Raw genomic sequence first — 19,008 nt, 5'->3', positions numbered from 1 at the left:
ACTTTCGTTCCCGGGGAGGCTGGCGTCAATACATGATTAATCATGCATTAGGACTTTTGGCAGAGGCTGGATAAGGCGCGCATTCCGGGGATAGAAACAGGATTGGACCAAGGATGGAAACGGGCGGCAAGACAACTTTTCCGCCGATGGCCGGGGGCGCCAGAAAGCCTTAAACCGTGGGGAAAAATCACCAATAATAATGATTTACGGATTTTCCGTTACTCGCCGACAACATCCGCTGCACGCCATCGATGACGCCATGTTGCAGCGCATATTGCCACCACGGGCCCGGCAATGAGATAAAGACATCACAAGAACTAAAACATGATTTTTCATACATCTTGGCACGAAACTTGTTAGGCAAAGGAAGTCATTTCCGCCCTCTTGTTTCCGCCCTGATGATGACAAGAGACACCACCGCCGGACTAGCCTGCAGAGGTAGCAGCCATGATGAACGTACTCAACTCCGATCCCTCCACCGGGCGCATGCCCATGCCGGCGTCGGTCGAACGCCTGCTCAATGGTTCCAACAAGCTCCTGTTCGCCTCGTCCGACCTGGACGAAGTGCGCTCCATGGTCGGCCGCGTGATGAAACCGCACCGGCTGGACCTCACCGGCCAGGGCGAGCGCCTGGATGCGCGCATGCATTACACCTCGCTGGGCGACCTGTCGGTGAGCCGCCTGCGCTATGGCTCGGCGGTACAGATCGAGCCGGGCTCGCTGGACAGCTTCTTTCTGGTGCAGATGCCTCTTTATGGGATGGCGCGTATCGAAAGCGGTGCACAGCACATCGATTCCTCGGCCGAGCTGGCCTCGGTGCTGAGCCCGCAGGAAGCCACCCGCATGACCTGGATGGCCGGTACCGATCAGCTGATGCTGCGCCTGTCGCGCTCGCTGGTGGAACGCACCCTGGTCGGTTATCTCGGCCATCCGCTCAACGAGCCGCTGCGTTTCGAGCTGGGCTTTCGCTGGCGCGAGTGTGCGCCGTGGCAATGCATGCTGTCCTACCTGATCGACTGCACCCTGCAGCATCCCGACCTGGCCATGCACAAGATCGTGGTGTCGCAGATCGAACAGCTGGCGGCCTCCATCCTGGTCACTTCGCATCGTCACAACCATTGCGAGGACGCCCCGGCACGCCGCAGTACCATCCTGCCGCGCCATGTGCGGCGCGCCCAGGATTTCCTGGAAGCCCATGCACACGAGCCGGTCACGGCCGAGCAACTGGCCCAGGCCGCCGGCGTGAGCGTGCGCAGCCTCTATGCGGGCTTCAAGGATTTCCTCGGCGTGAGCCCGATGCAATACCTGCGCGACCTGCGCATGGAACGCGCCCGCGCCGAACTCATGAGCGGCGACAGCAACCACGTGGCCGGCGTGGCGCTGCGCTGGGGCTTCGCCCACATGGGCCGCTTCAGCAACGAATACAAGCAACGCTACGGCGAATCGCCCAGCAAGACCTTGCGCGCGCGCTGACCCCTGACGATTGACGAAAAAAATGCGCCGGAGTCATCCGGCGCACAAAACCCTCCAGACCAGAGAGTAGAGAAAGAGCGCGTCAGCGCGGCGCCAGCCGCTGCGCCACCATGTAGCCGGAACCCGCGCCCAGTCCCGGTCCGGGATGGGTGCTGGCACCGATGTGGAAAACATTGGCGACGCTCGTCTGTTGTCCGCGCGCCCCGTGGCTGCCGGCAAACGGACGCAGCCAGAAGAACTGGTCGGGCGAACATACGCCCGAATACGGATCGCCGCCCACCAGATTGCAGTTCAACGCCTCCAGATCGGCCGGCGAATAAGCGCGGCGGCCCACGACCCGTTGGCCCAACCCCGGCATGACCTGCTCCAGCTGCGCCTGCACCCGGTCTGCGAAGGCCTCGCGCACCTCGGCGGTCCAGCGGCCATCTGCCGCAACGGCGATCTCGCCGGCGCTGTCGCCCTTGAGGCGGGACGGCAATTCCTGCATCTGTATCCACAGGATCCAGCCCCCCGCCGGTGCGCGCGAGGGATCGACGGCCACCGGCTGGCCGATGGCCAAGGTAGGACGCGCCGGCAGCCAGCCATTGTTGGCCCAGGTCACGTTGGCGCACACCTGCTCCATGCTCTCCGTGAGGTGCACCAGCGGCACCTGCAACAGCTCCGGGGTAGTCCAGGCCGGTGGGGCATTCAGGGCGAAGTGGATCTGCATGCCGCCACGGCCGAACTGGTAGCTCCCGGCCCGCTCCCGCACCGCCTGCGGTGCCTGCGCCAGCAGACGGCCATAAAGCTGCGGCGGCGTGACGTTGCAGACCACCGCCTGTCCAGCCTGCAACTGCGTACCGTCGCCCAGCTCGACGCCGGTGGCGCGCTGCTTGCGGCCTTCGCCGCGCGTCATGATGCGGGCCACGTCCGCGTGCGTGCGCACCTCGCCGCCGTGCCGCATGATCAGATGCGACAGGGCCGCCACCAGTTGCCCGCCCCCGCCCTTGACCACCGGCATGCCACCGCTGACCACTGCAGCGAAGGTCAGCTTGCCGATCAGGGCCGAGGTGGCATCGTCCGGACCGAGACCGGAATGCAGCACCCAGGGAGCGATCAGAGCGCGCGCCAGATCCGACTTGAGCGTGCGCTGCGCCCAGCGGCGGAAGCTTTCCATGGCATCCGCGCCAAACCCGAGCAGGCCATCCAGTCCGCGTGCGCGCCATTCGGAAAACAGCAACCGCATCAGCTTCCAGCCATACGGATCGCTGCCCAGCAGCCCGAAGGTCAATGCGGCATCCGGTCCGAACAGGCGCTGCGCCATGGCGAGCAAGGCCGCGCCATCGCCCGGTACCAGCGCGTCGATGCGGGCAGCGGCATCGGCCAGGTCCTGACGCAGGGCCAGGCCGCGGCCATCGGGCGTGACCAGTCCGGTGGTGTAGGCCGGCTGCAGGAATTCCAGTCCGGCCGCCTTGAGGTCGTCGGCCAGTTCGGCATAGGCGGGGCTGCCCATGAAGAGCGGATACCAGGACGACAATACCTCATGGGTATAACCCGGAAACAGCGTCTCGGTGCGGATGCAGCCACCGGCGCGGTCATTGCGTTCCAGCACCAGCACGCGCTTGCCGCGCCGCGCCAGCAGCGCGGCGCCGACCAGTGAATTGATGCCGCTGCCGACGAAGATGACATCGGCCGCATCCGGCCCGGTAAAGGAATGTGCGCTGGCCATGTGCTTACTCCACCAGTGCCAGCACGCGCAGCGGACTGCCGGAACCGCCCTCGATCTTGAGCGGTGCCGAGAAGAGCATCGCGCCCTGCGGCGGCAACTGATCCAGATTGCGCAGGCATTGCAGGCCGTAGCGATTGGCACCGTGCATGAGCGTGTGGCAAGGATAGGGAACCGGCCACGCATAGGACTGGCCGGCATCGGTGTTGATGGTTTCCACGCCGAAGCCGTGTACCTTGCGCTGGTGGATCAGCCATTCGACAGCGGCCTGCGTGGGACCGGGCGTATGCGCACCGTCCTCGCGCAGATTGAGGAAGGCGGCCGCATCATCGACCCGCAGCGACCAGTCGGTACGCAGCAGGACCCAGGCACCGGCCGGGATGGCACCATGCTGCGCTTCCCATTGTTCGAGGAAAGGCACGTCGAGCAGCCAGTCTTCATTGGCGGCCACTTCGGCGCTGGCATCGATCACCACGGCCGGCGCAATGAAATTGCCGGGCGCGATGGTATCGACGCTGTTGCCGGGATGGTCGCGTCCGCTGATCCAGTGCACCGGTGCATCGAAGTGGGTGCCGGTGTGCTCGCCACAGGAGAAGTTGTTCCAGTACCAGGCCGGACCGGATTCATCGTAGTGCGAGATGCGCTCGATCTTGAAGCCCTGCACCTGGCCGAACTGCGGCGGCAGTTGCAGCGCGGGGAAGGACGGGGACAGCGTTTGCGTGAGGTCGACCACGCGCAGCCGGCCATCGGCCAGACCGGCGGCCAGGGCGGGCAGCAGCGCAGTGGAGGTGTAGGGGGATGCCATGGAGGGCTCCTTCAGTGATGCGAACAGGATGAAATCAGGAGGCCATCAGGCCGCCGCCTGCAGGGCGGTGAAGCGCCCGGCATGGAACACCAGCGGTGCGGCGGGCTGGTGGCCGGTGCGCACGATGCGCCCGACCATCAGCAGGTGATCGCCCACGGTACGGCAATGGTCGTTCTCGCACACCAGCACGGTGAGCGCACCGGCGATCACCGGCAGGTCTTCCGGTGCCTGGGCCACGGCCACGCCGTCGAACTTGTCGGCGATGGCCGGGGTGGCGAAACGCCGCGCCAGCTCTTCCTGTCCGTCAGCCAGCACGTTGATGGCGAAGTGCGCACAGTCGCGGAAGGCCTCCAGGTTGGGCGAGTGGTTCACCAGGCTCCACAGCACCAGCGGCGGATCCAGCGACAGCGAGGCAAAGGAATTGATGGTCAGCCCGACGTCGCGTCCGTCGCGGGTGCGCATGGTGACGATGGCCACGCCGGTCGGATAGGCCCCCATCAGGTTGCGCAGGGTGCGCGGTGCCAGGTCGGTCTGGCCCCACGGGGCCGGTTGCGCCTGCAGATCAGGCGTGGCTTCGGCCAAGGCCAGGGTTGCAATGGACGACATGATGGCTCCTTATGCAGCGACGGCAACGGCCTTGGCCTGATGGCCGGCCACCAGTTCCTCGCAGGCCTGGGCATCGGCCCACCAGGGGAAATAGCGCGGCGGGTGGTTGAAGCCTTCGGCGATTTCCTTGGCCAGCGAGGGCATCTGTCCGGCTGCACCCAGCAGGCCGAGGATGTGCGGCGGCGGCGGGGTCAGCAGGGAGTTGGTCCACTGCACCACCCACTTGGCGTAATCCCAGAACTGTTCAAAGGTCTGCTCCATCCAGTCACGGGTGTAGGGCTGGTCGCCATGGGCCAGGATGGCATCGAGATAGACCTTGGCGGCCTTGGTGGCATTGTTGGCCCCTTGCCCGGTGATCGGGTCATTGGTGGCCACGGCGTCACCCAGGCCAAAGACCAGGCGGCCGGACGGCAGCGTCAGTACCGGCTTGCGCACGGTCGGCGCGAACGAACCGGCAAGGATGCCCTTGTCATCGGTCAGTTCGGCGTGCTCGGCGCGCTCGGCCTCCCAAGGCAGGAACTTGCGCAGGAAGTCCTTGGAGGTGGCCAGATGCTCCTGCGCAGTCCGCACCTCGCGCCAGCAATCCAGCGGACCGCCGGGAATGCCTTCGAAGACCATGATGTCGCACGGGCCGGACAGGGTCAGGGCCGGGAAGACGAAGTACTCGCCCACGCCGGGAATCAGGTTGAAGGCCACGCTGGAATAGTCCGGCTGGCGCTTGAGGCCATGCACATAGGTCAGGGCCAGGGCACGCTGCGGCTTGTCGAAGGGAGACCGGGCGGCATCGCGCTCGAAGAGCTTGACCACTTCACCCTTGCCAGCGGCCAGGATCACCAGGTCATGCTGCTCGGAGAGCACCTCCAGTTCGGCCACGCCGGCGTCCTGGATCAGGACCTTGCCGCCGCGCGACTCCACCTGTTCCAGCCAGGACGACATCTTCAGACGCTGGTCCACCGCCTGTGCCGGACGGTCCAGGCGGGCGCTCCAGTCGATGGCCTTGGCTCCGGCCACTTCCGGATGCGGTACGGCAAAGCTGATGCCCTCCACCGGCGGGCATTGCTTTTCCCAGTCATTGATGCCGAGATCGCGTTCGATCTGCAGCGACGGATCGAACATGCACTGGCTGGACATGACCTTGCCGTTGCGCAGGTCATCGGGTGTGCGATTGGTCACCACGGTGACCTGATAACCCTGCTCCAGCAAACCGAATGCCAGCGGAAGACCGGCCTGACCACCACCTACGATCGCGATGCTACGCATGATGTTTCTCCTCTCGTTGTCAATCGATCCGGATCAGCTGAATGATGCGAACCGATCGTTGAAAATCGTTTAAATGTTATAAATCGTATAAATCATTGATGGCTTCACTGCGCCAGGCGCGGAATGGCCGGCACGGCCTGCTCCGGCCCCATGGCGGAATAGCCGCCATCGACGGCGTAATCGGCCCCGGTGACAAAGGAAGCGTGGCCGGACAGCAGGAAGGCCACCACATCAGCCACTTCTTCCGGGTTGCCCACGCGCTTCAACAGATGGAAATCGGCCGCCACGCGGTCGGTCTTGGCGCGGTCGCCGCCGGTCAGTTCATCCATCACGCGCGACCAGGTCCAGCCGGGCGAGACCGAGTTCACGCGGATGGCGTCACCCGCAAAATCCATGGCCATGTTGCGCGTGACCTGCACCAGCGCTGCCTTGGAGACCGGATAGAGCCAGCGCCCGGTCTGCGCCACCTTGGACGAGATGCTGGTGAAGTTGACGATGGCACCGCCGCCCGCCTTGACCAGATAAGGCCGCACCGCATGGGCGGCCATGACGGCGCTGACCAGATTCACATCCAGGGTCTTGAGCCAGTCCTGGCGTGAGGAAGCGGCACCGTCATCGAGATAGGAGGCGGCCAGGTTGACCAGGAAATCGAGCCGGCCGAAGTGCGCCGCCACTTCTTCCACGGCCTTGGCCACTTGCGCGTCATCGGTGATGTCCACGCGCCAGAAGCGACAGGCGCTGCGGTCTTCACCGGCCACGCGCTGGCCGCCGTCGGCGTCGATGTCGAACAGCGCCACCTTGACGCCATAGCTGCGCAGGCGGCGAACCACGCCTGCACCGATCAGGGTGGCACCGCCGGTGACGACCGCCACTTTGCCTTCGAGATCTTTCATTGCGCTAACCCTCTGTTGTCGGTTGTGGTGATGCAGGGAGAAGAGCATCGCTTGCTCGCTGCGCCTGCAATGCATGATGGATGCAGCAGGCCGCAAAGCCCTATCCGCAGCGCGCACGGGCTATCCATCGTTTGCGGCAATTTGAAAAGCCGGGTCCGGCAGAGGGCCCACGTTGCCGGCCGGCATGGCCGGGTTCGCCGATCGCGCAAGTTCCTGCACTCAGGGGATAGCGATGACCGAATCTGGATCATCGGTTTGCGAGCACTGCCGCGATCATTGATCCGCCTCAATTCATCTACACGCCAGGCCACTCCGCCACCCGCGCCGGTGTTTCACACCGCAGCACGCTGGAGCCGCGGCAAGTGCTGAAGCGAGCGCGTCGTCTGCACCTGACCTGCCACCACCATTTCACACACAGAGGGAAACCATGAAGAACGCACCACGCACACTGCTGGCACGCGCCCTGGGACTGGGCTGCAGCCTGGGCCTGGCCCTGGCCTGTCTGCCGGCCCATGCCATCGACGGCAGCGGCCTGCCGTCCTATCCGGACGGGCTGGAAAACTTCGGTTCGGGCGCACTGCCGCCACCGGGGGTCTACGGCATGGTCTATACCGGCTTTGCACAATACGACCATATCCGCGGCAACAACGGCCAGGACATCGGCCCGCCGGACTTCCGCGTGCAGGTCGGCGTGCTGGCACCGCGCGTGGTGTGGGTCACGCAACAGAGCATCCTCGGCGGCCAGTTGGCCTTCCACGCACTGGCACCGCTGCTGGATGTGGATGTGCGTGCAGGCGGCCGCAATTTCCACAGCCGCGGCCTGGGTGACATCACCGTCGGCCCGGCCCTGGCGTATCACGCCTCGCCGGCCCTGCATTACGCCGTCGGCTTCGACATCACCATGCCCAGCGGCCAGTACAGTGCCGACAATCCCTCCAGCCTGGGCAAGAACATCTGGGTCTACCAGCCGCTGGTGGCCCTGAGCTACATCCAGCGCGAAGGCGTCAATGCCGACGTCAAGCTGATGTATGACTTCAACGGCCGCAACGGTGCCACGCAAACCCGCTCGGGCCAGGCCATCCACGCCGACTATGCGCTGGGCTGGGGCTTCGGCAACGGCCTGGTGGCCGGGGTGGGTGGCTATGCCTACCAGCAGGTGACCAATGACAGCGGCCCCAATGCCGCAGCCGGCAAGTCGCAGGCACTGGCCATCGGCCCCAACCTCAAATACGACAACGGCAAAGGCCTGGTGGTCACTGCCAAGTTCCAGCAGGAATATGACGTCCGCAATCGCCCCGAGGGCAAGCAGTTCTACGTGAAGGCCATCCTGCCGTTCTGACGCGGCTCACGGACTGGCTCTCCCGCCATCGGCCAGGACGGCCGGTGGCGGGCCTCTTCCCTGCCGGCCATCGCCGGCGACCTCATTTGCAGGAGTTCCGCTCATGGACACCCAGCCTGGCACCACGCGTCCTCTGCCCCTGGCATTGCGCATCGGCCTCACCTTCGGCACGCTGGTACTGCTGTGCATCCTGTCCGGCGTGATCGGGCTATGGCAGTTGCAGCTCGTCACCGACAAGCTCGATGCCGTGGTCAACGACGGCAATCTCAAGCTGGCGCTGGCACAGGACCTGTCGCGGCAGGTCCATATCGGAGTGGAATCCTTCCAGAGCGTCATCATCATCAGCGACAAGGCGGCGGCCGAGGCGGCCATGCAGCGCGGGGGCGCGGCGCATGAGCGTTTCATCAAGCAGCGCAAGGCACTGCTGGCACTGGTGTCCGATGAGCAGATGCGGCAACTGACGCAAAGCGTCTTCACCGTGAACGACCAGAAGGCCGAACCAGCCTTTGGATACTTCGTGCAACTAAGTATGGCCGGCCAGCGCGAGGAAGCCGGCCGCTGGCTGGCCACGCAACTCAATCCGGCGCTGGCGCAATTGCAGGCGGCGATCCAGGCGCTCATCGATGTCCAGACCGAACGCAATCATCAGCTGCAACTGCAGAGCCAGCGGGACAGCCAGCGCGCCCGCTGGCTGATGGGGGCGTGCTTCGTGGCTTGCCTGGTCTTTGCAGGCGGGGCGGGTTACGCGCTCATTGCCGGCATGCGCAAGAGCCTGGGCGGCGAACCGCATGACGCGCTGCATGTTGCGCACGAGATCGCCGGCGGCAACCTGGTGGTGACGGTACCGGTGGCCGGACGCGACCAGGCCAGCATGATGGCGGCCATGCGCGAGATGCGCGACAAGCTCATCGCCGTGGTCGGCCTGGTCAATCACAATGCGCAGGCGGTGGCCTCGGCCAGCCAGCAGATCGCGCAGGGACATCATGATCTCTCCGAGCGCACCGAAATCCAGGCCAGCTCCTTGCAGCAGACCACGGCCTCGATGGGTGAACTGAGCAGCAAGGTGCGCTATACCGCCGACCAGTCGGCACTGGCCTGTCGCCTGTCCGATGAAGCAACGACAGCGACCCGCAGCGGGCGCGAAGTGGTGGAGCGCGTCATCGCGCAGATGCAGGAAATCGATACCAGCTCGGGCCGGATTGTGGACATCATTTCGGTCACCGAGGGCCTGGCCTTCCAGACCAACATCCTCGCCCTGAATGCGGCGGTGGAAGCGGCGCGTGCGGGAGAACAGGGACGCGGCTTCGCAGTGGTGGCGACCGAGGTGCGCACGCTGGCCCAGCGTTCGGCAGCGGCCTCGCGCGAGATCAAGCAACTGATCCTGGCGTCGGTGGACAGCAGCGCCGCGGCCAGCAAACTGTCGCGCGAGGCCGGGGCGGCCATGCAGCAGGTGGTGGAGAGCATTGCACGCGTCAACAGCGTGATGCGCGATATCTCTTCGGCCAACCAGGAACAGAGCACCGGCATCGGCGAAGTGAACCAGGCGCTGATCCAGCTCGACGACCTCACGCAAAAGAACGCGGCACTGGTGGAAGAAGCGACGGCGGCCTCGATTTTCCTCAATGACAAGGCGGGGGAACTGGCGCGTTCGGTGAGTACTTTCCAGTTGCCCGTGATTGCCTGATGACAAGAGCGCGTCAGACTTTTCCCACATCAAAAGCACAGGATGACTGATCCCCCTGCGGCTTCATCCGGCGCATCATGGCTCAGCTGTGGGCAAGGCGAGGCCTTGCTCACGCTCCGGATTTCCCTCAAGGAAACGCGCCATGAAAAAAATAAGCATCTCCGCCAATCGCCGCCGTTTCCTGCGCGGCGCGCTGACCGCCGCGCCCGCTGCCGCGCTGGCCGTCACCACCGGCAGCCTCTCCGCCAGTGCCCAGGAACAAGTCGGCAACGTCCCCTACAAACCCGTCTTCTTCAACCAGGATGAATTCGCGCTCCTTAGCGCCCTGGCCGATACCCTCATCCCCGCCGACGAGACCGGGCCCGGTGCGCTCGAAGCGGGCGTACCCGCCTTCATCGATGCGCAGATGAATACCCCCTACGGGCAGGGCCAGCTGTGGTACATGCAAGGCCCCTTCACCCCGGACGCTCCGCCCGAATTCGGCTACCAGCTGCCCTATCCGCCACGCGAACTGTACAAGAAGGGACTGGCCGAATTCGACGCGGCCATCCGCCAGCAGTACGGCCACGGCTATGTGGAACTGAACACCCAGCAACGCGAAAAGATGATGGGCGAGTTCGAGAAGGGCGACCAGGGCAGCCTCAAGATGGCCACCATCCCGCCTGCGGCGCTGTTCAACCTGTTGCTGCAGAACGTGCACGAAGGCTATTTCTGCGACCCCACCGATGGCGGCAACAAGGGCATGGGTTCGTGGAAGATGATCGGCTTCCCCGGTGCCCGCGCCGACTATTACGACTGGGTTGACCAGTACGGCCGCACCTATCCCCTGCCTCCGATCTCGCGCGGCTGATCGCTGCTTCCTCCTCGCATCGTTTGACCCCGAAAGCCCAAGCATATGGCCAACAAGAACATGAAAGCAGTCGACGTCGTCATCGTCGGCTTCGGCTGGACCGGTGCCATCATGGCCAAGGAAATGACCGAGGCCGGACAAAGCGTGGTGGCGCTGGAACGCGGCGTCTATCGCGATACCTATCCGGATGGCGCCTATCCCAAGACCATCAATGAGCTGGAATACCAGCAGCGCTTCAAGTTATTCCAGAATCTGAACAAATCCTCGTTCACCTTCCGCCGCAAGACCGGCGACAGCGCCATCCCCTATCGCCAGATCGCCATGTTCAAGCCGGGCGAAGGCGTGGGCGGTGCCGGCCTGCACTGGTCGGGCTGCCACTGGCGCATCCTGCCGGAAGAGTTGCGCATGCGCAGCCATTACGAGGAACGCTACGGCAAGGGCTTCATTCCCAAGGATATGACCTTGCAGGACTGGGGAGTGACCTACGAGGAACTGGAGCCGTATTTCGATTTCGCCGAAAAGATGATGGGCACCTCCGGCACCGCCTACCGCGTCGGCGGCAAGGTGGTCGACGACAGCGGCAATCCCTTCGAAGCCAACCGCTCGGACAACTTCCCGCTGCCCGCACAGAAGGAGCAATACCAGGCCGCGCTGTTCCGCAAGGCCGCGCAGCAGGCGGGCTTCCATCCCTTCACCCTGCCCTCGGCCAATGCCTCGGCGCCCTACGTGAACCAGTACGGCTGCCAGATGGGGCCCTGCACCTTCTGCGGCTACTGCTCCGGCTATGCCTGCTACAACTATTCCAAGGCCTCGCCCAACGTCAACATCATGCCGGCCCTGCGCAAGAGTGCGCTGTTCGAATTGCGCAGCAGCTGCAACGTGCTGCGCATCGAACTCGACAGCACCCGCAAGAAGGCCACCGGCGTGACCTACGTGGATGCCAATGGCGATACCGTGTTCCAGCCGGCCAACATCGTCATCGCCAGTACCTTCGCGTACAACAATGCGCGGCTGTTCCTGCTCTCGGGCATCGGCAAACCCTATGACCCGGTGAGCAACACCGGTGCGGTCGGCCGCAACATCGCCTTCCAGATGATGTCGACCATCAATGCCTTCTTCGATCCGGGCAAGAACATCAACGGCTTCATCGGTGCCGGTGGCAATGGCGTGGCGGTGGATGATTTCAATGGCGACCACATGGACCACGGCCCGCTGGGCTTCGTCGGTGGCTCGCCGATCTGGTGCAACCCGGCCGGGGCCAAGCCGATCTCGGGCATCGCCGTGCCCAGCGGTACGCCCAAGTGGGGCCGCGACTGGAAGCGTGCGGTCAAGGCCAGCTATCTGAACACCATGTCCTTCGACGTGCATGGCGCCAACATGGTCTATCGCGACGTGTATGTGGATCTCGATCCCAACTACAAGGATGCCTTCGGCCAGCCGCTGCTGCGCTTCACCTTCGACTGGAAGGACAACGACATCCGCATGAGCCGCTACGTCACCGACCAGGCCGTCAAGATCGCGCACGAACTGAAGGCGCGCGAGATCAAGGTCACGGTCAAGGACTTCGGTGCCGCGCCCGACCTGCGCAGCTACCAGACCACGCACTGGGCCGGTGGCGTGGCCATGGGCACGGATCCGTCCACCAGCGTGGTGAACCGCTACCTGCAGAGCTGGGATGTGCACAACGTCTTTGCGGTGGGCTCGGGCGTGTTTGCCCAGGGCATCGGCTACAACCCGACCGGGGCGGCGGTGGCGCTGACCTACTGGTCGGCGCGCGCCATCCGTGAGCAATACCTGAAGGACCCGCGACCGCTGGTCAGCGCGTGAAGACGGGAGCGATGATGAAACGACTGATCCTGATCTCCGCCCTGGCGCTCGGTACCGCTGCGCTGGCCGCCAGCGCCGCCTACAACCTGGCGCATGCCGATGCATCGCTGAGCGTTCCTGCCCCACCCAAGCCGCCCGTGGGCGCGCGCCTGCTCAACCGGGAAACGGCCCCCCTGCGTCCGCTGGCCACGCCGCCGGCCGATGCGGCACTGGCCGAGCGCGTCGCCAAAAAAGACAGCCCCAGTGCCGATGACCAGCTACTCTTGCGCGGTGCTTATCTTGCACGCGCCGGGGATTGCGTGGCCTGCCACACCAGCAAGGGAGGTGCGCCCTTCGCAGGCGGACTGGCGCTGGCCTCGCCAATCGGTGCGATCTACTCCACCAACATCACGCCGGACAAGGAACACGGCATCGGCGACTGGAGCTACGAAGATTTCGCGCGCCTGATGCGCACCGGCGTGACCAAGGCGGGTTATACGGTCTATCCGGCCATGCCCTATCCCTCGTATTCGCGCCTGACCGATGAGGACATGCAGGCGCTGTACGCGTATTTCACCAAGGCCGTGCCGCCCTCGGCGCAGGCCAATCGTGCCAATGACATCCCCTGGCCCTTGTCGATGCGCTGGCCGCTGGCGATCTGGCGCAAGTTGTTCGCGCCGACACCAGCGCCCTATGCGGCACCCGCCGGGACTGACGCACAACTGGCGCGGGGGGCCTATCTGGTGGAAGGACTGGGCCATTGCGGCAGCTGCCACACGCCGCGCTCGACCACGATGCAGGAGAAATCGCTGCGGGATGACAGCAGCCGCCTGTATCTCTCCGGCGGGCAGGTGGTCGATGGCTGGAGCGTACCGTCGCTGCGCAACGAGCATGGCGGTGGTATCGCGGGCTGGAGCCAGGCCGACCTAGTGGAATTCCTGCGTACCGGCCGCAACCAGTACACCGCTTCCTTCGGTGCCATGAATGACGTGATCGAGCATTCCATGCAATACATGACCGAGGCCGATCTCAATGCGATGTCGCGTTACCTGTTGAGCCTGGCACCACGCAACGGAGCCGAGCCCTATCGCTATGACGAGGCCGCGGCCACGGCGGCTTACGAAGGACGTCCGCAGACGCCGGGCGCAGCGCTCTATCTGGATCGCTGCGCGGCCTGCCATCGCAGCAACGGCACCGGCTATGGCAAGGCCTTCCCGGCGCTGGCCGGCAATCCGGTGCTGCAAACCGGGGATGCCACCTCGGCCATCCGCATCATCCTGCAAGGAGGACGCCAGCCCTCCACCGATTCCGCCACGGCGGGGCTGGTGATGGCACCCTATGCGCAACTGCTCAACGATCAGCAGGTAGCGGAAGTCACCTCCTACATCCAGACCGCCTGGGGCAATCGCGGCGCGACCGTGAGTGCGGCCGATGTGGCCAAGATCCGCAAGACGGCCAAGCCCGTAGAAGACCGGGCACCCTGAGCGCAACGCCGCTGCACCCCTTCAATGCAGGCTACGGGCGGCACGATCAATCAGGTCGGCCACCTGTCGCGGATGCGAGACCAGCGACAGGTGGCTGGAAACAATGGTCTCGGTCTGCGCCTTCATGGCAGCGGCAAACTGCTGCTGCACGGCGGTCGACAAGGCGTGATCTCCCTGCGTGACCAGATACCAGCCGGGCTTGTCGTGCCAGGCCGCGTGCATGACCGCTTCCGCGAAGGCGCTGGCGGCAATGGGTTGCTGCACGGCCGCCAGCGCACGTACCTGATCGACCGCCACGTCGTGCGCCATCACCTGCGCAAATACCTTGGGGTCATCCAGCCAGATGAGTCCGTCGTGGTCCGGCTGCAGGCCCTGCATGGGTGCCTGCAGTCGCTGCAAGGCCTGCGCCACGCTCTCGCCGGAATCCGGTGCCAGCGCTGACAGATAGACCAGTCCCTTCACCTTCTCCTGATTCCCGGCCTCCGAAATCACCGCCCCGCCCCACGAATGCCCGACCAGCAGCACCGGATGCGGCTGGCGCGCAATGACGCGGGAAGTGGCCGCCACATCGGCCGCCAGGCTGCTGAGCGGATTCTGTACCGCCGTCACGTGATAACCCTTGCGTTGCAGGAGCGCGATCACTTTGCTCCAGCTGGAGCCATCGGCGAACGCGCCGTGGACCAGGACGATATCGATCAAGGGGGCGGGCTCGGTACGCATGGTCTGGGCCGGTGAGAGAAACGGGATCAGAAAAAGCCAGGCCATCAGGCCGGCCAGCATCCAACGCCTGCGCAGGCGATGGCGGTCCAGGTTGTGCTTCATCGCTCTTGCGCTCCTCATCCGATGAAGGTGGCCTGTGGCACCCAGTGCGCCGGGAAGCCAGCGGCAGCCAGGGCGGGTGTGCAGCCATGGGCCTGGTAACTGGCCACGCCCTGGCTGATGAAGGCATCCAGCGCCATCATCGCGTGCAGTTCCGCTTCATCGGCGCAGGAAGCCAGGATGAGTCCGCCGCCGCCCGCCGCCAGCGGGCCCGCGCAGATCACGCGGCCCTGCTTGAGCTGCGCGGCAAGCCAGGCCTTGTGCGGGTCGAGGTGCCGCTGCACTTCCTCGATGGGTCGGGTATAGGTGAGGACGATGGCAAAGATCATGATGCGCTCCCGATCAGTTGGCCAGCAGGTCGGCCACGACGGACGGGATCTCGTCCAGCGCCACGCGCATGGACTGGCTGCGCAGCTCGGCCCCCTTGGTCAGCCGTTCGGCACGTACGAAGCGCACGCGCTGGATGCCGAGGAAACTGAAGAAGGCCTTCAGGTACGACTCCTGATGGTCCATCACCGCCGCCGGTCCGCTGGAATACATGCCGCCGCGCGTGGAAGCCACGATCACCGCCTTGTCACCGGACAAACCCAGCGGCCCCTGCTCGGTATAGCGGAAGGTGCGTCCCGGCTGGGCCACACGGTCCAGCCAGGCCTTGAGCTGGCTGGGCACCGAAAAGTTGTACATCGGTACGCCCAGGACGATGACGTCACTGTCGAGGAATTCGCTGACCAGCGTCTCTGAAAGCGCGTGCTCGGCCAGTACGCCCGCATCCGTGACGCTGCCACCGGGCTGGCGGAAGCCGGCGGCAATGGCACCGTCCAGGTGGGCGATGGGCGCACTCACCAGATCGCGTGCGCTGACCCGGGCTTGCGGATGCCGGGCCTGCAGATGATCGACGATGGCCGCGCTCAGGACACGTGAGGCGGAGGCATCGGCCAGGATGCTGGTATCGAGGTGGAGAATCTTCATGGCGAGGTCCTTTCAGTCATCAATGAGGAAGAGCACGGGACTGACGATACCGACGCAAAGGCCGCGCCACTAGCCATCATCGGCGCACCAGATTGTTCCATGCATGGAACAATGCCGATCTTATAATCAGGCTTTCCCTCATCGTCGGAGCGCGCATGGAAGACCTCAACGATCTCGCCTTGTTTGCGTCTGTCGTGGTGCACGGCAGCTTCTCGGCAGCCGCCCGTGCGCTCGACATTCCCAAATCACGCATCAGCCGCCGGGTGGCCGAGCTCGAACAGCGACTGGGCGTGCGGCTGCTGCAACGTTCGACACGGGTGGTGCGTGTCACCGATGTGGGTGCGGCTTTCTTTACCCACTGCGAAGCCATGACGCAGGCGGCGCGGGCGGCGGTGGAAGTGAGCGAACAGGCGGGGGCCAAACCTGCGGGCCGGCTAAGGGTGAGGTCGCCCATGGGAGTGGCGCACATCTTCCTGGCGCCGCTGCTGGCGCGCTTCCTGTGCGCCCATCCTGACGTGCGGCTGGAGCTGGAATTGAGCAATCGCCGGGTCGATGTCATCGGCGAGGGTTTCGATGTGGCCATGCGGGTCAGGAGTACGCTGGAAGATTCCAACCTGGTGGTGCGTACCTTCGGCACCAGCCAGCAGGTACTGGCTGCCAGCCCTGCGTACATTCGGCGACATGGTCCCTTCGACAGCGTGGAGGCTCTGCAAGGACAACGCGGCCTGGGTCCCGGCGGCATGCCGGGCCAGGCCCAGCGCTGGCGACTGCACGGTCCGCAGGGAGAAGTCGCCGAGATCGACTACGTCGCAGCCATGGTGACGGACGACATGCATCTGGCGATGCAGGCTGCCATCGGCGGTGCCGGCGTGGCACTGCTGCCCTTCAACGTCTGCCACGCTGCCATCGAAGGCGGTCAATTGAGGGTGCTGCTCCCTCAGCATCGTGGCACGCCGCATCAGCTGCATGCGGTGTTTCCGTCGCGGCGCGGACTGGTGCCGGCCGTACGCGCCTTCATTGAATTCATGGCGGTTGAGCTGTCGCAGACCATGCAGCAGGAAAACCAGGCCTTGTTGGCGCTGCTGGCGCACAAGCCAGCGCGGACCGGTAAGCCCCGGATCAGGCGGACTGGCAGCGCCTGAGCTCGTCCCGCAGGTCGGCTGCGAATGTCTCCGCCAGTGCCAGCCGCTTGCCGGGATAAGGGAAGATGATGGCGCAACGCGTATCGAGCTCTTCCACCACCGGCCGGATCACGACGCCCGCGCTGACGAACGGTTCCGCCGTGATGCGCGATACCAGCGTGATCCCGGCCCCTTCCGCCACCAGCGCACAGGCCACCAGCGAATTGGGCGTCTCCATGGCCACCTGCACCGATACCCGCAGTTTGGACAGCGCATCATCGATCTGGTAGCGCATGTAGCTGTGCTGCGACAGCAGGATCATCCGCTCTCCATCCAGCTCCTTGAGCGAGATCCGCTTGCGGCGCGCCAGCCGGTGCCCGACCGGCAGCACCAGTGCGCGCTCCAGCGGTTCCAGCGGTTCGATCGAAATCGAAGGCTGTGATAGCGGCAACTCGACAATTCCTATATCGAATTGCTTCGTCGCAACCATCTCGGCAATCTGGCGTGACGGCAAGGTCTGCACGAAGACCGACACCTGCGGACGGGCCGCCGCGAAGCGTGCCACCGTACGCGGCACCAGGCTCTGCGAGAGCGCCGGCAATGTCGCAATGCGCAATGCACCGGCCCGCTGGTGCCCGATATCGTGCGCCACCTGGGCAATGCGGTCGAGGTTGCCATAGATCGGTTCGAGCTCTGCATAAAGGGCCTGGGCCTCGGGTGTGGCGACCAGTTTGCGGCCGCGCCGCTCGAACAGGTCGTAGCCGATCCTGATCTCCAGATGCGCGATGGCCCGGCTCACCGCCGGCTGGGTCACGCTCATCATCTGGGCGGCACCCACTACGGTGCCGGTGCGCATGACCGAATAGAAGGCTTCGATCTGGCGCAAATTCACGCTGTTTCTCATATAACCAACTCGCTGTAATGGTTCGGCAAATATGCCTCAAGGAGGTGCAGTATCGCATCTTTGCAGTGCCTTTTCCCTCGTAAATTCGCTGATTTGCACCGCAACAAGACACATAACAAACAGGCATAAGCAACCCTCGAAATTTTAATATTTGAGGCGCGGAGGACTGCCTACACTAGGGGCTCCTGCTGTCCATTCAACTGCAGTCCCTACCCGGAGGAATACCTGATGCGAAGCGTTCTTGGCGTAACGATGGCGGCCGCCTTGCTGGCCACGGCAACTTCCCATGCGGCGGAAACGGTCTATGTCGGCGGCTACGGCGGTTCGACCGAACAGGCCTTCAAGGAAAAGATCATTCCGCCGTTCGAAGCGAAGACCGGCAGCAAGGTGGTCTACGTATCCGGCAACTCCACCGACCTGCTGGCCAAGCTGCAAGCGCAGAAGGGCCGCCAGGAAATGTCGCTGGCCATGATCGACGATGGTCCGATGTACCAGGCCGTCGGCCAGGGCCTGTGCGCCAAGATCGAAGAAGGCAGCGGCTCGCGCGAGGCCTATCCCAACGCCCGCATGATCGGGGACAAGTCGATCGGTATCGGCTTCATCGCCACCGGCCTGGCTTACAACAAGGAAGTCTTTGCCAGGAACGGCTGGAAGGCCCCCGACTCCTGGCAGGACCTGACCAATCCCAAGTACAAGCAGAAGGTGGTGATTCCGCCCATCACCAACGGCTATGGCCTGCTGACGCTGGTCATGATGGCGCGCCTCAACGGCGGCAGCGAAGAAAAGATCGCACCGGGTTTCGACGCCATGATCAAGAAGGTGGCGCCCAATGTGCTGGCCTGGGAGCCCTCTCCGGGCAAGATGGCCGAGATGCTGCAGACCGGTGAGGCGGCCCTTGCCGTCTGGGGCAATGGCCGCGTGCAGGCGGTCATCGACCAGGGCGCACCGGTGGAATTCGTCTATCCCAAGGAAGGGGCGGTGGCACTGATGTCGGCCGCCTGTGTCGTCGAAGGTGCACCGCAGCCCAAGCTGGCGCAGCAGTTCCTGCAGTACGTGCTGTCGGCCGAGGTGCAGGCCATCCTCGCCACGGCCCAGGGCTGGGGACCGGTCAACAAGAACACCAGGCTCGCACCGGAGGTCATGAAGCGCGTGGTCTACGGACCCGAGAAGGTGGGCCAGATGATCGCTCCCAACTACGGCGTGATCAATGCCCAGCGCGCCGAGTGGACCAATCGCTGGAACCGCGCCGTCGAGCGCTGAGCGCTCCTCCTTGCCAGATCAGACCAGGGG

At 64.6% G+C, this 19,008-nt stretch carries 17 protein-coding genes; 8 read left to right on the top strand and 9 right to left on the bottom strand.

Annotated features, from left to right (window positions below):
• The first annotated feature begins 447 nt into the window (after positions 1-447).
• On the top strand, positions 448-1,473 hold the full coding sequence (locus ACWHXP_RS22495) for an AraC family transcriptional regulator (protein WP_489635008.1): 1,026 nt from the start codon (positions 448-450) through the stop codon (positions 1,471-1,473).
• A gap of 82 nt (positions 1,474-1,555) precedes the next feature.
• On the opposite strand, the gene ACWHXP_RS22490 is transcribed toward ACWHXP_RS22495, so the two are convergent.
• The 5 genes from ACWHXP_RS22490 to ACWHXP_RS22470 form a co-directional block, all read right to left on the bottom strand.
• A complete protein-coding gene (locus ACWHXP_RS22490) occupies positions 1,556-3,181 on the bottom strand; it encodes a phytoene desaturase family protein (protein ID WP_489635009.1) in 1,626 nt (541 codons plus the stop codon).
• 4 nt (positions 3,182-3,185) lie between these two features.
• On the bottom strand, positions 3,186-3,983 hold the full coding sequence (locus ACWHXP_RS22485) for a cyclase family protein (protein WP_489635010.1): 798 nt from the start codon (positions 3,981-3,983) through the stop codon (positions 3,186-3,188).
• Positions 3,984-4,028: 45 nt separating this feature from the next.
• Positions 4,029-4,481 (bottom strand): flavin reductase family protein, encoded by a 453-nt coding sequence (locus tag ACWHXP_RS22480; RefSeq protein WP_489635831.1) that lies wholly within the window; start codon positions 4,479-4,481, stop codon positions 4,029-4,031.
• Positions 4,482-4,598: 117 nt separating this feature from the next.
• Positions 4,599-5,849, bottom strand: a complete 1,251-nt coding sequence (locus ACWHXP_RS22475) for a styrene monooxygenase/indole monooxygenase family protein (protein ID WP_489624057.1) — start codon at positions 5,847-5,849, stop codon at positions 4,599-4,601.
• 104 nt (positions 5,850-5,953) lie between these two features.
• Positions 5,954-6,742, bottom strand: coding sequence for an SDR family oxidoreductase (locus ACWHXP_RS22470; RefSeq protein WP_039783210.1), 789 nt, complete (start codon positions 6,740-6,742; stop codon positions 5,954-5,956).
• Positions 6,743-7,169: 427 nt separating this feature from the next.
• Here ACWHXP_RS22470 and ACWHXP_RS22465 point away from each other — a divergent pair, with 427 nt between their 5' ends.
• From ACWHXP_RS22465 to ACWHXP_RS22445, 5 genes are all read left to right on the top strand, one after another.
• Positions 7,170-8,081 (top strand): SphA family protein, encoded by a 912-nt coding sequence (locus tag ACWHXP_RS22465; protein WP_209533924.1) that lies wholly within the window; start codon positions 7,170-7,172, stop codon positions 8,079-8,081.
• A 103-nt stretch (positions 8,082-8,184) separates the two neighbouring features.
• On the top strand, positions 8,185-9,765 hold the full coding sequence (locus ACWHXP_RS22460; protein ID WP_489635011.1) for a methyl-accepting chemotaxis protein: 1,581 nt from the start codon (positions 8,185-8,187) through the stop codon (positions 9,763-9,765).
• Between the two features lie 142 nt (positions 9,766-9,907).
• Positions 9,908-10,615, top strand: a complete 708-nt coding sequence (locus tag ACWHXP_RS22455; RefSeq protein ID WP_489635012.1) for a gluconate 2-dehydrogenase subunit 3 family protein — start codon at positions 9,908-9,910, stop codon at positions 10,613-10,615.
• Between the two features lie 45 nt (positions 10,616-10,660).
• On the top strand, positions 10,661-12,442 hold the full coding sequence (locus tag ACWHXP_RS22450) for a GMC family oxidoreductase (RefSeq protein ID WP_039783206.1): 1,782 nt from the start codon (positions 10,661-10,663) through the stop codon (positions 12,440-12,442).
• An 11-nt stretch (positions 12,443-12,453) separates the two neighbouring features.
• A complete protein-coding gene (locus ACWHXP_RS22445) occupies positions 12,454-13,905 on the top strand; it encodes a cytochrome c (protein WP_489635013.1) in 1,452 nt (483 codons plus the stop codon).
• 21 nt (positions 13,906-13,926) lie between these two features.
• Here the strand turns inward: ACWHXP_RS22445 and ACWHXP_RS22440 are convergent, their stop codons facing one another.
• The 3 genes from ACWHXP_RS22440 to ACWHXP_RS22430 are packed head-to-tail and all read right to left on the bottom strand — an operon-like array spanning position 13,927 to position 15,693.
• On the bottom strand, positions 13,927-14,727 hold the full coding sequence (locus tag ACWHXP_RS22440; protein ID WP_489624060.1) for an alpha/beta fold hydrolase: 801 nt from the start codon (positions 14,725-14,727) through the stop codon (positions 13,927-13,929).
• 14 nt (positions 14,728-14,741) lie between these two features.
• The gene (locus ACWHXP_RS22435; RefSeq protein WP_329801262.1) at positions 14,742-15,053 is read right to left on the bottom strand and encodes a YciI family protein; all 312 of its coding nucleotides are present in this window, start codon (positions 15,051-15,053) and stop codon (positions 14,742-14,744) included.
• Between the two features lie 13 nt (positions 15,054-15,066).
• On the bottom strand, positions 15,067-15,693 hold the full coding sequence (locus ACWHXP_RS22430; RefSeq protein ID WP_310836850.1) for an FMN-dependent NADH-azoreductase: 627 nt from the start codon (positions 15,691-15,693) through the stop codon (positions 15,067-15,069).
• A 155-nt stretch (positions 15,694-15,848) separates the two neighbouring features.
• On the opposite strand from ACWHXP_RS22430, the gene ACWHXP_RS22425 reads away from it, so the two are divergent.
• Positions 15,849-16,835 (top strand): LysR family transcriptional regulator, encoded by a 987-nt coding sequence (locus ACWHXP_RS22425; protein ID WP_489635014.1) that lies wholly within the window; start codon positions 15,849-15,851, stop codon positions 16,833-16,835.
• Here ACWHXP_RS22425 and ACWHXP_RS22420 read toward each other — a convergent pair.
• Complete coding sequence (locus ACWHXP_RS22420) at positions 16,813-17,706, bottom strand: LysR family transcriptional regulator (protein WP_034334773.1); 894 nt, start codon at positions 17,704-17,706, stop codon at positions 16,813-16,815. The two genes, ACWHXP_RS22425 and ACWHXP_RS22420, sit on opposite strands and share 23 nt — an antisense overlap.
• A gap of 240 nt (positions 17,707-17,946) precedes the next feature.
• On the opposite strand from ACWHXP_RS22420, the gene ACWHXP_RS22415 reads away from it, so the two are divergent.
• A complete protein-coding gene (locus ACWHXP_RS22415) occupies positions 17,947-18,978 on the top strand; it encodes an ABC transporter substrate-binding protein (protein ID WP_243443064.1) in 1,032 nt (343 codons plus the stop codon).
• Positions 18,979-19,008: the final 30 nt, after the last annotated feature.

The sequence above is a fragment of the Herbaspirillum sp. Her2 genome (assembly GCF_057961375.1).
This window is presented reverse-complemented; position numbering and strand designations above follow the sequence as displayed.

Coding starts and splice junctions, on each gene's coding strand:
- ACWHXP_RS22485 (WP_489635010.1), bottom strand. CDS start 3,983: ATGGCATCCCCCTACACCTCCACTGCGCTGCTGCCCGCCCTGGCCGCC.
- ACWHXP_RS22465 (WP_209533924.1), top strand. CDS start 7,170: ATGAAGAACGCACCACGCACACTGCTGGCACGCGCCCTGGGACTGGGC.
- ACWHXP_RS22490 (WP_489635009.1), bottom strand. CDS start 3,181: ATGGCCAGCGCACATTCCTTTACCGGGCCGGATGCGGCCGATGTCATC.
- ACWHXP_RS22455 (WP_489635012.1), top strand. CDS start 9,908: ATGAAAAAAATAAGCATCTCCGCCAATCGCCGCCGTTTCCTGCGCGGC.
- ACWHXP_RS22475 (WP_489624057.1), bottom strand. CDS start 5,849: ATGCGTAGCATCGCGATCGTAGGTGGTGGTCAGGCCGGTCTTCCGCTG.
- ACWHXP_RS22435 (WP_329801262.1), bottom strand. CDS start 15,053: ATGATCTTTGCCATCGTCCTCACCTATACCCGACCCATCGAGGAAGTG.
- ACWHXP_RS22425 (WP_489635014.1), top strand. CDS start 15,849: ATGGAAGACCTCAACGATCTCGCCTTGTTTGCGTCTGTCGTGGTGCAC.
- ACWHXP_RS22430 (WP_310836850.1), bottom strand. CDS start 15,693: ATGAAGATTCTCCACCTCGATACCAGCATCCTGGCCGATGCCTCCGCC.
- ACWHXP_RS22445 (WP_489635013.1), top strand. CDS start 12,454: ATGATGAAACGACTGATCCTGATCTCCGCCCTGGCGCTCGGTACCGCT.
- ACWHXP_RS22495 (WP_489635008.1), top strand. CDS start 448: ATGATGAACGTACTCAACTCCGATCCCTCCACCGGGCGCATGCCCATG.
- ACWHXP_RS22480 (WP_489635831.1), bottom strand. CDS start 4,481: ATGGGGGCCTATCCGACCGGCGTGGCCATCGTCACCATGCGCACCCGC.
- ACWHXP_RS22440 (WP_489624060.1), bottom strand. CDS start 14,727: ATGAAGCACAACCTGGACCGCCATCGCCTGCGCAGGCGTTGGATGCTG.
- ACWHXP_RS22415 (WP_243443064.1), top strand. CDS start 17,947: ATGCGAAGCGTTCTTGGCGTAACGATGGCGGCCGCCTTGCTGGCCACG.
- ACWHXP_RS22470 (WP_039783210.1), bottom strand. CDS start 6,742: ATGAAAGATCTCGAAGGCAAAGTGGCGGTCGTCACCGGCGGTGCCACC.
- ACWHXP_RS22450 (WP_039783206.1), top strand. CDS start 10,661: ATGGCCAACAAGAACATGAAAGCAGTCGACGTCGTCATCGTCGGCTTC.
- ACWHXP_RS22460 (WP_489635011.1), top strand. CDS start 8,185: ATGGACACCCAGCCTGGCACCACGCGTCCTCTGCCCCTGGCATTGCGC.